Annotated in this window: 13 protein-coding genes and 1 tRNA gene; 9 read left to right on the top strand and 5 right to left on the bottom strand. The window is 40.0% G+C overall.

Translation table 11 applies throughout. The features are described from left to right. Positions 1-17 precede the first annotated feature (17 nt). The 4 genes from G500_RS24810 to G500_RS0104435 form a co-directional block, all read right to left on the bottom strand. Positions 18-869, bottom strand: coding sequence for a hypothetical protein (locus tag G500_RS24810; protein ID WP_027001709.1), 852 nt, complete (start codon positions 867-869; stop codon positions 18-20). Between the two features lie 160 nt (positions 870-1029). Next, entirely contained in the window at positions 1030-1665 is a 636-nt protein-coding gene (locus tag G500_RS0104445) for a rhomboid family intramembrane serine protease (RefSeq protein WP_027001708.1), read from the bottom strand. 229 nt (positions 1666-1894) lie between these two features. Next, entirely contained in the window at positions 1895-2821 is a 927-nt protein-coding gene (gene gldA, locus G500_RS0104440) for a gliding motility-associated ABC transporter ATP-binding subunit GldA (protein ID WP_027001707.1), read from the bottom strand. 126 nt (positions 2822-2947) lie between these two features. Continuing rightward, complete coding sequence (locus tag G500_RS0104435) at positions 2948-4234, bottom strand: metal ABC transporter permease (RefSeq protein WP_035756319.1); 1287 nt, start codon at positions 4232-4234, stop codon at positions 2948-2950. 350 nt (positions 4235-4584) lie between these two features. On the opposite strand from G500_RS0104435, the gene G500_RS0104430 reads away from it, so the two are divergent. The 8 genes from G500_RS0104430 to G500_RS0104390 all read left to right on the top strand — a co-directional run bounded on the left by G500_RS0104430 (position 4585) and on the right by G500_RS0104390 (position 11544). Continuing rightward, entirely contained in the window at positions 4585-6153 is a 1569-nt protein-coding gene (locus G500_RS0104430; RefSeq protein ID WP_154657013.1) for a DUF5723 family protein, read from the top strand. A 40-nt stretch (positions 6154-6193) separates the two neighbouring features. Continuing rightward, positions 6194-7354 carry a ParA family protein gene (locus tag G500_RS0104425; protein ID WP_027001704.1) on the top strand — a complete coding sequence of 387 codons (1161 nt, stop codon included), beginning with the start codon at positions 6194-6196 and terminating at the stop codon, positions 7352-7354. Continuing rightward, on the top strand, positions 7347-8114 hold the full coding sequence (locus tag G500_RS0104420; RefSeq protein WP_027001703.1) for a hypothetical protein: 768 nt from the start codon (positions 7347-7349) through the stop codon (positions 8112-8114). The genes G500_RS0104425 and G500_RS0104420 overlap by 8 nt, the downstream gene beginning before the upstream one ends. 238 nt (positions 8115-8352) lie before the next feature. Then, positions 8353-9645 carry a hypothetical protein gene (locus tag G500_RS24805; protein WP_027001702.1) on the top strand — a complete coding sequence of 431 codons (1293 nt, stop codon included), beginning with the start codon at positions 8353-8355 and terminating at the stop codon, positions 9643-9645. A gap of 247 nt (positions 9646-9892) precedes the next feature. Then, positions 9893-10249, top strand: coding sequence for a preprotein translocase subunit SecG (secG, locus tag G500_RS0104405; RefSeq protein ID WP_027001701.1), 357 nt, complete (start codon positions 9893-9895; stop codon positions 10247-10249). A 137-nt stretch (positions 10250-10386) separates the two neighbouring features. Beyond that, entirely contained in the window at positions 10387-10959 is a 573-nt protein-coding gene (locus G500_RS0104400) for a hypothetical protein (protein WP_161626077.1), read from the top strand. A 66-nt stretch (positions 10960-11025) separates the two neighbouring features. Continuing rightward, positions 11026-11097, top strand: a tRNA-Arg gene (locus G500_RS0104395). 36 nt (positions 11098-11133) lie between these two features. Beyond that, positions 11134-11544 (top strand): hypothetical protein, encoded by a 411-nt coding sequence (locus G500_RS0104390; RefSeq protein ID WP_027001699.1) that lies wholly within the window; start codon positions 11134-11136, stop codon positions 11542-11544. A gap of 37 nt (positions 11545-11581) precedes the next feature. Here G500_RS0104390 and G500_RS0104385 read toward each other — a convergent pair whose 3' ends face one another. Continuing rightward, positions 11582-13774, bottom strand: a complete 2193-nt coding sequence (locus G500_RS0104385; protein WP_027001698.1) for a 7TM diverse intracellular signaling domain-containing protein — start codon at positions 13772-13774, stop codon at positions 11582-11584. Positions 13775-14303: 529 nt separating this feature from the next. Between G500_RS0104385 and G500_RS22315 the strand changes: the two genes are divergently transcribed. After that, positions 14304-16835, top strand: a complete 2532-nt coding sequence (locus G500_RS22315) for a TonB-dependent receptor (RefSeq protein ID WP_245574458.1) — start codon at positions 14304-14306, stop codon at positions 16833-16835. Positions 16836-17339: the final 504 nt, after the last annotated feature.

The raw sequence follows: 17339 nt of genomic DNA, 5'->3' as shown, positions 1-17339 counted from the left end.
TTTTTGTCTTTAAAAAGTTAGAATTGGTCTAAGGGGCTGCCTTCTCTAAAATCGCCTGTTTTAGGCGGCATGTCGGAATTATTGGTTTCTGCACCAATGTTCCCATTTTGTTGCAAAAGTATATCATAAAAAACATAGCCTGCAATCAAAGTCAGGGGGACAGTGTATAATAGACCTACTAACAATGCCAAAACGCCTAATAAATTGATAAGAAAGGAAACTATCAAAAAGAGAATCCCTATGCTCATGTTTTTGCGCATCGTCTTGCGGCTAATTTCCATTGCGTCCCAAAAAGAGAGGTTCGAAAAGGTAATCAAATAGGGCGCAAGTAGGTACATTGCCGAGATATAGAGTGCGTATATGCCAAAAAATAAAGAAGCGATTACAAAAAGACCTAAAAAGATAGGGTTATCGGTGATTGTTTTTGTAAATACTTCGGGGTTGCTAAAAACGCCCACCATCACAAACATAATCGCAAATGGAATTGCGCCCAAAGCAATGATGAAAGTTGAAACAATGGCGTACAAGCCCAAGGGCAAACCCTTTTTGAAACCCTCAAAAAAGTCGGCAAATTCTACGTTCTGCTCCTGCGAAATTTTGAAAGACACAATGTAGTAGCCTGCATAAAGACACACAGAAAGCACCGAACCTGCAAAATTTCCTATAAAAGGCACACAGGAAAGGATAAGCGAACCCACGATTAAAATCAGATAAGCCACTACAAAGTAGCCGATAAATAGCCCTAATTGGGCGTGGAAGATTTGTTGCGCTCGCTTCAACGTGTCGCCTATCGACAGCCTCCAACCGTGTAGGCGCAGGCGATTAAATTCGTCGTTGGGGGCGTAATTTGAAATGTCGTATTTGTACATATTGAAATAAAAAAGATAAAATAAAGGATTATATTTTTAAAAAAGAGTCAGGAAAATATTTCAGGGCAATGGTTTTTCAAGCAAGATGCGCCTCTTGTTTGTAGGTTTGTGTAGGGCAAACTTACAAAGAAGTGGCAACCAAGTGGCAAAAAAACAAATATTAAAACCAATGAATAATGCGTACCACAAAGTTTTGCAAGCTGCTGGGAATAAGGGCGGCACTGACGATAAAGCCAAAAACTGCCCCCCAAAGGTGCGCCGAATGGTTGATGTTGTCGTTGGAGTTTCGCGCCTGAAAGTAGGAGTAGATAAGGTATAAAATTCCCAAAATAAAGCCGGGTAGGGGTATAAAATAAATCATAATTTGTTGGGTAGGATTGAACAAAATGGCAGCAAAGACGATTGCCGAAACGCCACCAGACGCACCCAAAGAGTTGTAGTATGATTTATCTTTGTACTTAAAATAACTTGGCAAATCAGAAATGACAATAGAAAATAGATACATTGCCACAAATAAAACACGCCCATTGATAGCCCCCAACTGCTGAATATAGACCGTTTCTACCTGTAAAGCAAAGAGAATAAAAGAAAACATATTAAAAAATAAATGCAAAAAATTAGCATGAATAAAGCCCGAAGATAGAAAACGATAGTATTCGCCACGTTGATGGACGCGATAGGGATTGTAAATGAGTTTGTTCTGAATGTCAGGCTTCTGAAACCCTATCAAACTTAAAATGACGGTCAGAGCTAAAATAACAACAGAGATGGAAGATAGTATCGGTATAGTTAGCATGTTTTGTCTATAAGAAGTATAAAAATATTTTGTCTTTTTTTCAATCAAAAACAGCGTCTATGTTGGATTGAAACAGCCCAAACAAGACGCCCCACAAAAATACACTAAAAAATGAATGTGTGTTGCTTTTGGGTCGCTTTTCTTCGAAAAGAACCTTTCAGATAGTCGCCAGATAATCGCCAGATAATCGCCAGACAGTCGTCAGATAGTCGCAGGCTTGTTTTGCTATTTAGGCGTTTTGTGTATGATTTTGCGTCAGTTCTCTGAATATCGCCTCCAAGTTGAGTTCCTCTTTTCGAAGTTCTAAGATGGGATTTTGCATCTGCACCGCCAATTCGAAAAGCTCTTTTCTGATGTCGTTTGGCGAAGTAATTTCAAAAGAAAAGTTTTCTTCATGGCTTTTAATAGCTTGTATGGCTTCTATTTTCTCGAAATGTTGGCGCGGAAAGGCGTTGGCAAAGGCGATAAAAATTTTCCATTCCTTTCCTACATTGTCTTTCAAATCCTGCACCGAGCCGTCCCAAACCTTCTCTCCCTTGTTGATAATCAAGACTTTATCGCAAAGGGCTTGTACCTCTTGCATGATATGAGTAGAAAAAACAATCGTTTTTGATTTGCTAATATCTTTAATAACCTGTCTAATTTCTAAAATTTGATTGGGGTCTAAGCCCGTCGTCGGCTCATCTAAAATAAGCACGTCGGGATTGTGTAGCAGTGCTTGTGCCAGCCCTACGCGCTGACGGTAGCCTTTTGAAAGTGCGCCTATTTTTTTGTGCTTTTCGCGCGTGAGTCCTACTAATTCTATCATTTCTTCTATCCTTTCGCTCAATTTTTTGCCTTTAATTTGATGCAGTCCCCCAATAAAACGCAAATACTCTTTTATATATAAATCTAAATAAAGTGGATTGTGTTCAGGCAAATATCCAATGTGTTTGCGAATAGATTTGTCTTGCTCACTTACTTTTTTGCCACAAACTTCTACTTCACCCGAAGTGGCAGAGATGTAGCCCGTAATAATTTTCATGGTTGTAGATTTGCCTGCGCCGTTAGGTCCTAAAAAACCTGTAATTTTTCCTTGTTGTGCCTCAAAATCGAGGTTAGAAACGGCGCGTTGTGTGCCATATAGTTTAGTAAGTTGCTCTACTTTTAAAGACATTTTGGTATAATATAAAGTAAGATTGTGAATAGAAGTCGCCTCCGAAAGGCTTAGGCTCTGTTTGGGATTGCCAAAGGACGCTCTAAATAACGCATTTTTTGCCCTTTTAGGTACAAAAAAGTGCGTTTAATAGGGAATATTTCGATTGTGTGGGTCTTGTTTGGGGTAGGCTAATAGCTTTTCCAATTTTGCCTCTAATTCAGGCGTGAGAATATGCTCGATATTTTCAGCATCTTCATGCACATGGTCGGGCGCGATTCGCAGGCGTTCGGTCAGATACAATTCCCAAAGGCGGTGCAGTTTGGTCAGGCGTTTTCCCTTTTGTAGCCCCAATTCGGTGAAAAAATAGCGTTCGTCTTTGGTGTAGAGTAGTTTTTGTTTTTCCAATTTGATTAGAATTTTTTGTAAATGTTTTTTTGAAAAGTTAAAATTTCTCTTTTCTAATATAGATTCAATCGCAATGCCTTTGTTTTCTTTTTCTTCTACAATATGATAAAGCGTCTTGACTATATTTTCTAAAAGTACCCTATTTCTATGTTTTTTTTGTTTGACAAGACGAACTAAAATACCTTTGGGTGCTACCAAAAAAGAGCCAAAGGCGCAAATCGAGGCTACCAAAACTATCCAAGGTCCTGTGGGCATTTGTGGGAAAAGATACGAAATAAGCGCACCGAGCCAAGCCGAAAACATGCCAATAAGTGCAGCAATTAAGATAATGATTTTCAGGCGGTTAGACCACTGCCGAGCCGCAATCGCAGGCGTGATAAGCAGAGCAGACATCAAGACAACACCTACCGCCTGAATCCCCAAAACTACCGCCAAAACGGTAAGGGTTGTCAGTAGAAATTCCATCAAACGGACAGGCAGACCAAGACTTATTGCAAAACTTTTATTAAAAATAATGGTAACAAATTCTTTGTAAAAAAGAAAAATAATTAAAATTAAAAGTGCAGAAAGAGCTGCAAAGACCCAAACGTCAGCACCAATAAGAGCAGAGGCTTTTCCAAATAAAAACTGTTCTAAGCCTGCTTGGGCGGCAGAGCCTGTTTTTTGAATGTAGGTCAGTAGCATTACACCGAAGCCAAAAAATCCAGATAAAACCAAACTAAGTGCAGTATCTTCTTTTATTTTTGTGTTGTTTTTTATATAATCTACTAAAAGAAGTGAAAGCCAACCTGTCAGAGAAGCACCTATGATAAGATATAAAGAAAATTTCACCTGCGTAACTAAAAACGCCAAACAAACACCGGGCAGCACCGCATGGGCTACTACATCACCCGAAAGCGAGCGTTTTTGTAGCAAAGTAAAACAGCCCACTACGGCAGCACTCAAACCCAATAACAAAGTCGCTAAGACGACATAGCGCGTATTGGGGGCAGTAAGTAAGAGAAAATCTACAATTTTATCGTACATTTTTTTTGTGTGAAATAAGTATCTTTTTTGCTTCAATTCGGAAAGGTTGTAGAGATTCATTTTGCCTTTCAAAACGAAAAGATAGACAAAGCTAACAACTTTTTTTGATACTTCAAACCAGTTTCAGACCCAACTGCGCGATTTTGTAGCTCACTTTCCCACCAAAACAAAAATTTAGTTTAGGATTTTTTGGCTTTTCAAAAAGGTTTTTCTATTTTTAGACTCCAATTGAGATACCGTTCTCTATTTTCCTCTACCTGCTTTTTATGAAAGCCTTTGGGGGTAGGAAAGCTATCTTTGTGGTATAAAAATTGAACTTTCCGTCTATACTAATTTTGTCTTTTTACAATATGAAACTCAACATTTTTCCTATATTTTTTGATACCCTTGCGTTCAGAAAAAGTGCCTTGTCGCTGTTTTTTTCCTTATTTCTGTTTTCTTTTGGCTTGCTCTATGGGCAGGATTTTGCTTCCTACACTGCCATCGGGCGCGGTGCAGCTACTACCTTCGAGACGGATTATCACGCCCTTAGTATCAATCCTGCCAATATCGGCTTGCGAAGGAGTTTTCGCGACCCTGCCTTCACCGTTGGTATTTTGGAAGGGAATGTAGGCGTATTTTCTTCGGCAATGCCACGTGCAGATATGTTACAAAGTTTGTTTAAGCCCTATCAAACCCAATTTTCTTTTGAGGAAAAGCAAGCGGCGGCGCGAAGTTTTGCCAACAAACCTACGGCATTAAACGTCAATCTTACTTGGCTTGGCGTGCATTATAGCCATGAAAAATTTGGTGGCATTGCGTTTAGTATTCGCGATAGGGTCGATTATTTTATGCGTCTGAATCAGCAGGCGGCAGAGTTTATGTTTTTGGGTCAGAACGCGCCTTACTTCGAATTTTTGTTATTGTCAGATGGTTCGCAAATTCAAAATCAGCCTGATTTGCCCGAAAGTGTGCGCGAGCGCGTGATTGAAGGTTTTGTAGAAGATGGCAATGCGCGTACTTATGGACAGTTGCTCAACGGTTCGGAGGTAAAAATGACTTGGTTTCGCGAATATAATTTGGCGTATGGCGGCAGATTGATTGATACTTATAACTTCCGTTTGTATGCAGGAGTAGGGGCAAAATTGTTAAGTGGGATTGGCTACATAGATTTGGCTTCTCAAAATGAGGCACTTACGCGCAACACAATTTCTATGTCCCCTTCTTTCGCCCTCGATTTTGGCGACGACCCCGATGTAGCACAAAGTCCTACTTTTCGCGGCTTTGAAGACCGTTCTGTTTTTAGCATCTTGACTACGCCTAAGTCAGTGGGAAATGGTTTAGGATTTGATTTCGGATTAAATGCAGTTATTAAAAACAAATTGTATCTTGGGGCTTCACTTATCAATTTAGGCAATATGAATTGGGTAGGCAATGTGGCTACGATTACCGATGGTTCGCTTTTTCAGCTGCAAGGTACGGGCTACAACAACTACAATTTTGCCTTTGTTTCCCCCGAAACGCTGCAATTTGCAGGCTCGGCTTCGCCCTTTCAATGGACGGGCGGCAGCGGCAGTATTCGCACCGAATTGCCTACGATGTTGCGTTTGGGCGCAAGTTATGAGTTTTTCAAGACTGCCCAAATTGGGGTAGATGTGGTCTTGCCACAAAATGAGGCGGCAGGAAATTTACAAGAAAACTTCTATGCCTTGGGCTTTGATTTGCGTCTGACGCGCAATATTTGGATTTCTTCGGGGGTCAATACTGGGGGCAATCAAGGCAGCAACCTCAATCTTCCCTTCGGTTTTCGCTACGTTTCCCAACGCGGACTCTATGAAGTTGGCTTTGGCACACAAGACCTTAGCTCTTTTGTGAGCCAATTGGGTGAAGGTACAAACCTTTCTTTTGCCTTCGGTGCTTTGCGCGTGAGGTTTTTGTAGGAGGAGGCTATCATTTGAATACTAATTAAACGTAATACTTATGAAAATTTTGTCTATATTTAATAATAAAGGAGGGGTAGGAAAAACTACCTTAACCTATCATTTGGGACATATTTTGGCTGAAATGGACAAAAAAGTCTTGATGATTGATTTAGACCCCCAATGTAATTTGAGTATTTACAGTATTTTAGAACAAGAGATTGGTGCTATTTGGGAAAAAGAAAATGATTTTATCAAAGACTTTAAAGCAGCCAAAGAAAAGATGGGCGAAATTGCCTTTCAAAAACTGATAAGCGAGCCAAGAAGTATTCATTTTTTATTAAGCCCTACCGAGCAAGGGGAGTCAGACCTTGAAACGCTGCCACCGCCTTATAGCCTTACAGATGGTACAATTTCAGGTAAATTGGATTTGATAGTGGGCAGACTTTCTGTGAATACGTATGAAAGTATTATTTCGGAAAGATGGAGTAAGGCTATGTTGAGCGACCCTTTGGCTTTGCGAACTATTTTCAAAATCAGAAATATTGCACAAGAATATAGTAAAAAAAATGACTACGATTTCGTACTAATAGATACTTCCCCAAGTTTAGGTACGCTTAATAAAGCTATTATTTCTACAGTAGATGGCTTTTTCATTCCTTGCTTGCCCGATTTGTTTTCTTTGTATGGTATCCGAAATATTGGTGAGGCTTTGGATATTTGGAAAAAGGAGTTTGATGTAATGCGTTTGCTTCTCAAAAATGGCAAAAAAGAAATCTATGACTTTCCATTTGTGAAATTTTTGGGTTATACAATTTTTAATGCAAAGAAATATACAGGGGTGAACGATTTAGACTTAGCCAAAGGAAATTACTATTACGCTCAATTAATTGCCGAGTCTATACAAAAATATATAGCCAAAGATATAGCTATTAGTAAAAACGTTGATAAAAATATAGGTAGTAAGTCTATTATGTACACACACAATACACACCCTAATTTTGCGCAAAGGCTGAAAACTCCTATTTGGAATTTGGGTAAATGTGATTTTGACGCTTATGTAAAAAAGTATCCAGAAGAAGCAGAAGATATTAACAAATATAAACAAACTATGCCTTTACAAAAAGATGCGTTAGAAGAAATCAGAAAAGGCTATGAAACGTTTGCCAAGGATTTGTTAGAAAGGATAGAACTATTAGACCGACCAGTTACACATGGATAAAAAAGATTTATTCAAAGCCCAAATTTCTGAAAATCAAAATAATTTTGATAAAAAGAAACAACTTATAGACCTTTTTAGGCTACACAAAGAAATTTCTGAAAAAGCCTTTGAATTGATGGATATTGCTCAAAATGATGATTTATTATTACTTTCAAATGAGTACAAACGTGTAAATAAAGAACTCAAAAGTCGTAACAAGACTTACGAGCAACTCCACAACGAAAAAGTTTTCGTTGATATTTATTCAGCTTTCGAAAAGTTGCTTTACGACCATTTGCATACTCTCTATTCCTTGTTTCCAAAAAGTTGTTTTCTGCAAGATAGGCTCTCTGTAAGATTTACGGATATTTTTTTGAGTGAAAGTTTAGAGAACAGTCGAGAATATATCATACAAGAAACAATTAAGGGCATTGTACAAAGCAATACGATTGATAAAATGATAGAAATTATTTTAGACAAAATTTTGATTAAGAGAAAAGAACAAAATATTTTATCTAACGACGATAAGAATAAGCTATTAGTATTTTCAAAAATTAGAAATTTAATTATACATAACGAGGCTTTTATGAATAAAATTGTATTTGAGGAGGTAAAAAAATTACAAATACCACTTTCCTATCAGGAAGGAGAATCGGTATCGGAAAATTTGGATGATGACATATCACAAATAGAACTTTTACTCGAAAAACTATCAGAAAAAATTACAACCGCAATCTTAGAGAAAACTGAGCAGTTGCTCATCTATGAACAAGAAAAGTAAGAAGGTAGCTCGATAGATGCCTCTCCCTCTCTTATTCTCTCCTTTTCTACCTTTATCTTAAAAAAAAAGCTATCTATCTTTTCGTTTTGGCGGTTTGTCTATTATTTTTGTGAAGCGCACGGATTTTGCAATCGCTATTGCAGTCTTTACGTGTAAGAGAAGGAAGCTCCATTTTTCTATCTCCACAGACTTTTTAAAATGCTATTCTAAAACCGAATACCCTCAAAAACAATTCCAAATGGCAACTAAACTCAATCCCCAAGCAGTAGAACAATATGCTGCCCAAGTAGCAAATAGTATTTGCGATAATTTTTTTAGCCAAGAAGCGCGTGTGTTGGGTGCGCAACTGATGCGCCTTACGCCCATCGAGCAGGTCAATCAGTTTCTTATTAAATTGCTTTTTGAAAAGTGGCAATTAGAAAACCAAAAACTCAAAAGTCCGTTTTTTGACTACGAAAAGCCCGATGTCAAAGAAGCTCTTAAAGCCTTGCAAGACAAACTTTCACACGCCATTTCGATGGAAAGACCCACTTTCGAGCCGCTCCTAATCGAAGCCCTTGCCGACGCGCTTTATCTTATTTTAGCACCTTATCAATTTTTTGAGAAAGAGTATGATAAAATTGGGAATAACTTGCATCTGCCAAGTCAATTAGCTCCTACTTTCAAACGCATCAAAATTCATCAGCAGTTTAAAGAAACTTATTGGGATAAAATCCTGCGCAAATCCATCAATGAAAGCATAGAGAAAACAACCGCCCTTAAAGTGTTGGAAACGCTATTGTCAGAATTTGAAGCCTTTGACAACCCACGCGAAATTTTGCGCATCTTTAATAAATATGCACCGCTCGAACTTAAAAACCTCACTTGGGTAGAGCCTCAAAAGCCAAAAGAAAGCAGTAATTTCTTTGAAAGTGCGGAAACAGCCACCTCCGTTGTACCCGAATTGAAGCCACAGCAGACGCAATCATATACAGAAAAAGAGCCGCTTCATTCAGAAAGACAGACTTCTGATGCCCTATTGAAAGAATGGCAGACCGCAGGTGCGCCCAACGGACAAGCCAAAGAGCCTTTTGTGCAAGATTGGAAAGCCGACAAAGGCGGACAAGCAGAGGCAAATGAGGTGGAAATGCCCTTAAAAGAGCCAAAAACAGAGAAAAGAATCCCTTTTGACTTTGAAAATAATTTCGCACCCGCCCTCGACGACGTACAGCAGACGCGCGATTATTTGCAAGAAGTGGAAAAGCCATTCAAAGAAAACCCTACTGTTTTAGAGGCGTATAATAGTGTTAGCTTCGAAAGTTTGCGCGATATTATCACCTTAGAAAATAAAGTGGCTTACATCTCCGAACTCTTTGGCGGTGATGCAGAAAACTACGAAACGGCGATTGCTGAAATAGACCAAACACGCAGTTATGAAGATGCCATGCAGGTTATCAGAAGCCGTTATTTTCGTCCTTTGGGGTGGGAATACGACAAAGAAGAGGTCTTACAACTTTTCCAAGCCGTAGAGCGCAAATTTGGCAGTGCTTAAATGCAGGTTGAAAATGGCAGAGCCTTTTTTGGTTGCAAGACCTTTGTTTGATGCCTTCAAATCGAGGTCTTACCGCTATTTTTCCCGATAAAAATAAGAGAAAGGTTTATTTTTTGGGGTTTAAATTTGCGTAGGCGTATAAAAATTCGTTTCTTTGCGGTCTTAATTCAATATCTCCAAAGGGCGCAAAGTTCCCTTAGAGATTTTGCTTTCTAATCTTTATTATATTTCTTTACGGTACGCCCTTATGACTACCTTTCTTATCGTTTTAGCTATCATCGTTTCTATTTTGTTGATTGTGGTTGTGTTGGTGCAAGACCCCAAAGGCAGCGGCTTGACAGGGCAAACAGGCGCAAGTGCTTCACAGGTCTTTGGCGCACAGCGTTCAGGTGATATTTTCGAAAAACTTACTTGGGGCTTAGTGGCTGTAATCTTGGTTTCCTCTATTCTGGTTACTTCTTTCGGAGGAGGCAGCAAGCAAGAAAATAGCAATATGCGTTCCGTCAATTTGGAGCGTGCCAAAGAGCAGGTTACCGTACCTGACGAAAATAGCGAACTCGCAAATCCTGAAACTACTACCACAGGCGATTCTACGCAAAACTAAAACTTTTGCCTTGCGAAATAAGTTTATAAATTTTAGTGTAGGGATAACGCATTGCCTCGTCCGCAAAGACTTCATCTCATAGCGTAGGGTTTAAGCCCTATGCTATGTAGTGGCTAAAACTCTTGCACGAAACTTATTTGAAAACTGAAACTGCCATGATTCAATCGTTGTCGTCTATTGCCGCCCCTACTTTCGAAGCCCATTCGGAGCAGGCACGTATTTGGATTTATCAAAGTACAAAGCCTTTTTCGGAAGCCCAACTACTTGAATTAGAAGCGCGGCTCACGCATTTTGTAGCCCAATGGCAGACACATGGCAAGCCGCTTGTCGCTTCTTGGTCTGTGCTTTATGCGCGGATAATTGTGCTTTCGGTGGAGGAGCGTGTGGTAGCCGTTAGTGGCTGTGCCATAGATTCTTCTGTGGCTCTGATGCGCCAAATTGAAAAAGATTTCGAGCTTTCCCTTTTTGAGCGAAAATTAGTTACCGTCCAAATGGAAGATGCTTTTGCGGAAAATGGGGCAGAAGATGGGACAGAAAATAGAATAAAAACCCTTTCCCTTGAAGCACTCAAACAAGCCCTCTTGGAAAAGAAAGTAACCCCTAATACGCTTGTTTTCAATGCTTTGGCAGCTACAAAGGGCGAACTCATGGCGCAAATGTGGCAGCCTCTCGCCCAAACTTGGCTCAAAAGGTTTCTCCCCTCGCATTAGGTCAATTTCAAGACTAATTTTAAGGTTCGCGTAAAAAAACTTTCAAAGTCGTTGCTTTCTTCAAATGCCCCTGTAGTTCAACGGATAGAACGGCAGTTTCCTAAACTGTAAATCTGGGTTCGATTCCCGGCGGGGGTACAAGTTTTTTATACCCTACTCAAACACTCTCAAATTATGCTCGACTTTCTCTTTTCCGACCCAAAACTGTTGATAAGCCTTTTGGCAGGTATTTTCTTCGCCATTCTTTTTTTACAGTCTGGATTAGACAAAGTTTTTCAATGGCAGGGCAATCTTTCTTGGTTGGAAGGGCATTTTTCGAAGACTTTTCTTCGCTCCTTTGTGCCTTTGCTCTTGGGCATTATTACGCTGATAGAAATAGCGGCAGGCGGTTTTTCGGCTATCGGAACGGTGCTGGTTTTGGTAGAAAAAAGTAACCTTTGGCTTTTGCAAATGGGCTTTTTCCTTTCGGCACTTAGCCTGCTGATGCTATTTTTTGGGCAGCGCGTAGCACAAGACTATGCGGGTGCTGCAACCCTTACTACCTATTTTCTTATTGCCCTTTTTGCGATTTTTATGACGGTGTAGCCTTTTTGGGGCGGTTTTTGGGGTGTCTGTGGGCGATTTAGTGCCTCAAATTGATTCCTATAATTGTAATGTCGTCTGTTTGTTTTGCCTCACGCCCTTCACTAATCCAATTTTGTAGTGTTTGCGTCAGAATCATTTTTTGTGTGCTTCCCTTTTCTCCTCTAATTTCAAAGAGCAGTTCTTTGAGTCGTTTTTTCATAAATTTACGGTAGTCCTTGCCTCCAAATTGGTCTTGAAAGCCGTCTGTGGCGAGCCATAATTGCAAGTCTGTTTCAAAGGAAAGGGTTTGCATCTCAAAAGGAATTTCGCGCTTCTGCCATCCACCGATACTTTGTTTGGTAGCCTTTAATTCTGCTATGCCTTCTGGGGATACATAGAAAAGCGAAATCATTGCACCTGCATATTGAAGTTCTCTTTTTTCCCAATTGAGAGCAATTAGGGCAGCATCCATGCCATCGCGGTTCTGGGTAGCATCTTGTTTCAAGACTCGCTTGACTTCCTGATTGAGGCGCGTTAGTATCTGGTTTGGCAGGACTAAGTTTTCACTTTCCACCAAATTATACAAAAGTTGATTGCCTATCATAGACATAAAAGCACCCGGCACGCCATGCCCTGTGCAGTCTAAAATGGCGACAAAGGTCATTTTTTTATCATCTTTTTGCAACTGATGTAGCCAATAAAAGTCCCCTGAAACAACGTCACGCGGCTGATAAAGAACAAAAAAATTATCTTGACCAAAGATACTCTCAAAACGATACTCGAAAGGTAGCATCGCCTCCTGAATCCTTTTGCCATAGTTGATGCTGGCAAGCATGTCCTGATTGTGCTTGGCTACTTTTCGGCTTTGTTGGTCTAATTGGTGTAGGGTTTCTGCCTGCCTTTGGTGTGCGTGTTCTAATTCTTCTTTTTGGGTTTGCACAAATTCGAGTGTGCTATGCAGTTCGTCATTCACTTGTTGCAGTTCTTCGGTGCGTATATGCACTTGTCTTTCTAAATCCTTATTTTTTTCCTGCACCAATTTTTCATTTTCTTGTAAAGAGAGAATTAAATCTTGCTCTATTTTGCCTTTTTCTTTTCGCAAAACGTAAATTTTATCTGCTAAGGCAAAGGCTAAGAGAATGGTAGTAGAAGCCGAACCCCAGACAATAGAATATTTGGTAAAGATATTAGAAGACAAAACGGCTTGTACCTTTAAGATGAAAATAATCGCACTCACTCCATAAAAAGACCAAGCTAAAATGAAAAAGCGTGCCGTTTTATTTCCTTTCCAATAGCCTACAATACCGACGGTTAGTGTATAAAGCAAACCCAGCAAGGCAATAGTTTGTGAGGGCGGGGCAGCCAGAGAAAAATTCCCGCTTAGGTTGATAAGGATAATTAGAAAAAAAAGAAATCCAAAAATGTAATAACCCTTATGTAGCATAGGGGTATTTTTTTTACTTTCCAAAAAATCAGACGATAAAATCATGACAACAGTAACCAAGACACAAGACATCGTAGGGGTGTAAAAATTGATTATCGGACGGTTTGCCCATAAAATCTCGAAGGAATATCCAAAAAGGTGTAGGTAGAAAACTACCGCCAAACTGATATAGAGTGCGTAATAAAGATAACTTTTGTCGCCAAGCCGTAGGAATAGGAAAAAATAATAGAGCAACATGCTCAACATAAACCCTGCATACATGCCAAAGAAGAGGTCTTTTTTATGATTCTCTTCTAAAAACTTATCTTGGGTGCTAACAGTAAGCGGCAGTTCGAGCGGGAAATCGCTTTTTATTTTGAGATAATACACGCGCTTGCCTACTTCCTTGTGCAGTGGCAAAATATAGCTTGTTACTTTGAGAAAACGTTGGGAAAAAGGATAGTAAGCACCCATCTCTTTGATAAGATAATGCCCTTGCTCACTGGGCGCGTAAAATTCGAGGTAATCTAAAAGAGGAGCATCTAATTCCAAAACCCATTCGGCAGGAGTCCTGACCTCGACTTCAAGCCGCAGCCAAACAGTAGCTTTGAGGTTGCCTAAGTTTAGAATCTGACGACTTTGGCGTGAAAATGCAAGATTTCCAGCGGCAATTTCTTTTTCAAGCTCTAAAAGATTAGAAATTTGATTTGTACTATCTATAAAAAAAGCAACTTCTTTGCCTAATTCTATGCTCTTTTCTTTGTCTGATAGCATAATATCCTGACCCTTTGCAACAAAGATAAAAAGCCAAGTTAGAGAAAAAAACAAAAGGCAAAAATAAGAGGAAGATGTTTTCATAATCATACTGCAAAATAAACAAGCGAGCTAACGAAGTAGAAATGAGGCTGGTAATATACGGCGTTTTCTCTTAAAAAAATAAAAATGATTCTTTTCGGAATATATTTTCTTTGTTTTTTTTGAAGTAATAAGGGCTAACCCTTATTTATTTTGAGTGTAAAACCTATTTTTTGCAACGGACTTTATTCCAAACCTAACAAGGTTAAGTTCTCTGCAAAGTCTTGTATTGTCAAATTTGAAGCGAAATAAAATTTGGGTTGAAACCTATTTAGGTCTGAAAAGCCTTTTTACTCCCATCTCACTGCGGATAAGGCAATACCTTGTCCCTACATTCGTGCCTGACTTTTAGAACAAAACCTCACCTACCCTTTCCCCACAAACTCATTTTTTTCTAAAATTCTCAAAACCTTTTTCAAAAAAGTATGTTATTGTACTTGAAAATGCCTATTCGGTACGTTTTCGTATTAAAAACTTCATTTCTAACCCTAATTCACTTTGTATGTCGGTACGATTTATACGATTCCCCAATTTTGGCTTGGGTTTTTTAAAGCTCTTTTTCTTGCTGATGCTTCAATTTCCGCTTTTAGCACAAGAAAATACAACAGAAGAGGCACAAAAGCAGCCAGAAAATCAAACAGAGAAACTACGTCAGGGCAAAATTTTGGGCAAAGTATTAGACAAAAAAACACAAGAGCCGCTTATCGGCGTTTCCGTAACGGTAGAAAATAGCAATCCCCTTATCGGAACGGTTACGGATATAGAAGGGCGGTTTTCGCTCCAACTACCTATCGGCAGCCAAAATATCAAGGCTTCTTTTGTGGGCTATTTGCCACAGACCAAATACAACGTCGTTGTTACGACGGGAAACGCCAATTTTCTTGCCTTTGAACTTTCCGAAGAAGATTCTACCTTAAATGAAGTGGAAATTGTGGCAAAACGCGCAACGACGGCTTCAAGTGCCAGCATAGAAACGCCACTTTCTATCCAAACCCTAACGACAGAGGAAATCAGGAGCAACCCTGGGGGCAATTTCGACATCTCGCGTGTAGTACAAGCCCTACCGGGTGTCGCAGGCACTTCGGGGACAGGTGCTTTTCGCAACGACATTATCATCAGAGGGGGCGCACCCAACGAAAATGTTTATTATTTAGATGGAATAGAAATTCCAACTATCAATCACTTTGCGACGCAAGGCAGCGCAGGCGGTCCCACAGGGATTTTGAATGTTTCCTTTATTGAAGATGTAACCCTTAGTTCGAGTGCTTTCGAGGCGCGATACGACAATGCCTTAGCCTCCGTCTTCCAATTTAAACAAAGAGAGGGCAATCGAGAGCGGTTTCAGGGCAACATTCGCCTAAGCGGAACAGAATTAGCCACTACTTTCGAAACGCCTATCGGCAAAAAAACTACCGTCTTGGCTTCGGCGCGGCGTTCGTATCTGCAACTTTTATTTGCTGCCTTAGATTTGCCTATCCGCCCTAATTATTGGGACTTTCAGTATAAAGTAACCCACCAGATAGATGCCAAAACAACCCTAACGGCGATTGGCGTAGGGGCAATCGACGAATTTACTTTTGGTGTGCCAAAGGAAAGCACGCCCGAAAATGAATACATCTTGCGTTCAAACCCCAGCATCAACCAATGGAACTACACCACAGGTTTCGCCCTCAAACGCCTGATAAACAACGGTTTTATCAATGTGGCTTTGAGTAGAAATATGTTTGACAACCAATTAGACCAATTCCAAGACCGCAGGACAGGGCAGGAAGAGTTCAGAACTTTGGGCATCAAATCCCAAGAAATTGAAAACAAGTTGCGTATTGATGTTAATAAATTTGTAGGAAAGTGGAAATATGCCTATGGTCTGATGGGGCAATATGTCAAGTTCAATAATGATGCTTTCATTCGCTTAACCAACGAAATTCGCGACCAAGAGGGCAATATTGTGCAGCCTGCTCTTAGCTCAAATTTCAATACCCAAATAGACTTTTTTCGTTATGGCGGATTTTTTCAACTCTCTCGCAATTTTATACAAAATAGATTAGGTGTTTCATTTGGTCTAAGAACAGATATGAACTCCTTTACCGATACGGGCAATAATCCGCTCGAAACGCTTTCGCCACGCCTTTCACTTTCCTATTTGGCTTCCGATAAATGGACGGTCAGTGCCTCTGTGGGGCGTTATTTCAAGATTCCGATTTATACCATTTTGGGCTTCAAAGATGAAAACGGCGATTTTGTCAATCGTGATGCCAAATATGTGCAATCTACGCACTATGTAGCAGGATTGGAATTTTCGCCACGCGAAAGTACAAGATTTACCTTAGAAGGTTTCTACAAAGATTATCAAAATTATCCTGTTTCGGTGCGCGACGGCATCTCTTTGGCAAATCAGGGGGGCGATTTTGGTGCAATCGGGAACGAGCAAATTAACAGTATCGGCAAAGGACGCGCCTACGGGTTGGAATTTTTCTTCCAACAGAAACTCACCAAAAATATTTTCGCCGTCTTTTCTTATACCTTTGTTAGAAGCGAATTTGCAGGGTTAGATAATCGCTTTGTCGCTTCGGCTTGGGACAATCGCCACCTCATTTCGGCAATTTTAGGGCGCAAATTCGGCAAGGGCTGGGAAATGGGACTCAAATACCGCTTTGCCGCAGGCGCACCCTTCACGCCCTTTGATTTGGCTACCTCCCAACGCAACTATCTACTCACAGGCAGGGGAACGCTCGATTTTACACGCCTCAATAGTGAAAGATTGGGCAATTTTAGTCAATTTGATTTTAGAATTGATAAAAAATGGAACTTCAATCGCTTTACCTTTGACCTTTATTTTGATGTAACCAACGCCTTTGTACAAGCCACGCCTGCACTGCCGCGCTATACCTTTGAGCGAAATGCCGATAATACAGGCTTTGCGACTACCGACGGGCAGCCCTTACGCAACGACGGTTCTAACGCCATTCCTTTTATCTTAGACGACCAAGAGCCTTCTGTTTTGCCAACTATTGGCTTTATTTTGGAGTTTTAAACTTCGAACCCCAAGAGTCTTGTCAAGCGTCTTTTCTAATGGTGTTAAATTCTAACTTGTCAAGACTCTTATTCGTTGTTTGTTCGCTATTGTTTGTTCGCCGTTGTTTGTTCGCCGTTGTTTGTGTCCTCACAAATGACCAAAAAATCATTTCAATCACCGTTGTTTGTTCGCCGTTGTTTGTGTCCTCACAAATGACCAAAAAATCATTTCAATCACCGTTGTTTGTTCGCCGTTGTTTGTCTCCCACAAATGACCAAAAAATCATTTCAATCACCGTTGTTTGTTCGCCGTTGTTTGTCTCCCACAAATGACCAAAAAATCATTTCAATCACCGTTGTTTGTTCGCCGTTGTTTGTCTCCCACAAATGACCAAAAAATCATTTCAATCACCGTTGTTTGTTCGCCGTTGTTTGTGTCCCACAAATGACTAAAAAATCATTTCTTCGCCGTTGTTTGTGTCCTCACAAATGACCAAAAAATCATTTCCCAATCATTAGCACT

It is taken from the genome of Hugenholtzia roseola DSM 9546 (genome assembly GCF_000422585.1).
GTDB classification, from domain to species: Bacteria; Bacteroidota; Bacteroidia; order Cytophagales; family Bernardetiaceae; genus Hugenholtzia; species Hugenholtzia roseola.
This window is presented reverse-complemented; position numbering and strand designations above follow the sequence as displayed.

Bases quoted from the DNA above. Each gene is read 5' to 3' on its own strand.
- G500_RS0104390 (WP_027001699.1), top strand. From the start codon at position 11,134: ATGCTCGACTTTCTCTTTTCCGACCCAAAACTGTTGATAAGCCTTTTG.
- G500_RS22315 (WP_245574458.1), top strand. From the start codon at position 14,304: ATGTCGGTACGATTTATACGATTCCCCAATTTTGGCTTGGGTTTTTTA.
- G500_RS0104425 (WP_027001704.1), top strand. From the start codon at position 6,194: ATGAAAATTTTGTCTATATTTAATAATAAAGGAGGGGTAGGAAAAACT.
- gldA (WP_027001707.1), bottom strand. From the start codon at position 2,821: ATGTCTTTAAAAGTAGAGCAACTTACTAAACTATATGGCACACAACGC.
- G500_RS24805 (WP_027001702.1), top strand. From the start codon at position 8,353: ATGGCAACTAAACTCAATCCCCAAGCAGTAGAACAATATGCTGCCCAA.
- G500_RS0104430 (WP_154657013.1), top strand. From the start codon at position 4,585: ATGAAACTCAACATTTTTCCTATATTTTTTGATACCCTTGCGTTCAGA.
- G500_RS0104435 (WP_035756319.1), bottom strand. From the start codon at position 4,234: ATGTACGATAAAATTGTAGATTTTCTCTTACTTACTGCCCCCAATACG.
- G500_RS24810 (WP_027001709.1), bottom strand. From the start codon at position 869: ATGTACAAATACGACATTTCAAATTACGCCCCCAACGACGAATTTAAT.
- G500_RS0104445 (WP_027001708.1), bottom strand. From the start codon at position 1,665: ATGCTAACTATACCGATACTATCTTCCATCTCTGTTGTTATTTTAGCT.
- G500_RS0104420 (WP_027001703.1), top strand. From the start codon at position 7,347: ATGGATAAAAAAGATTTATTCAAAGCCCAAATTTCTGAAAATCAAAAT.
- secG (WP_027001701.1), top strand. From the start codon at position 9,893: ATGACTACCTTTCTTATCGTTTTAGCTATCATCGTTTCTATTTTGTTG.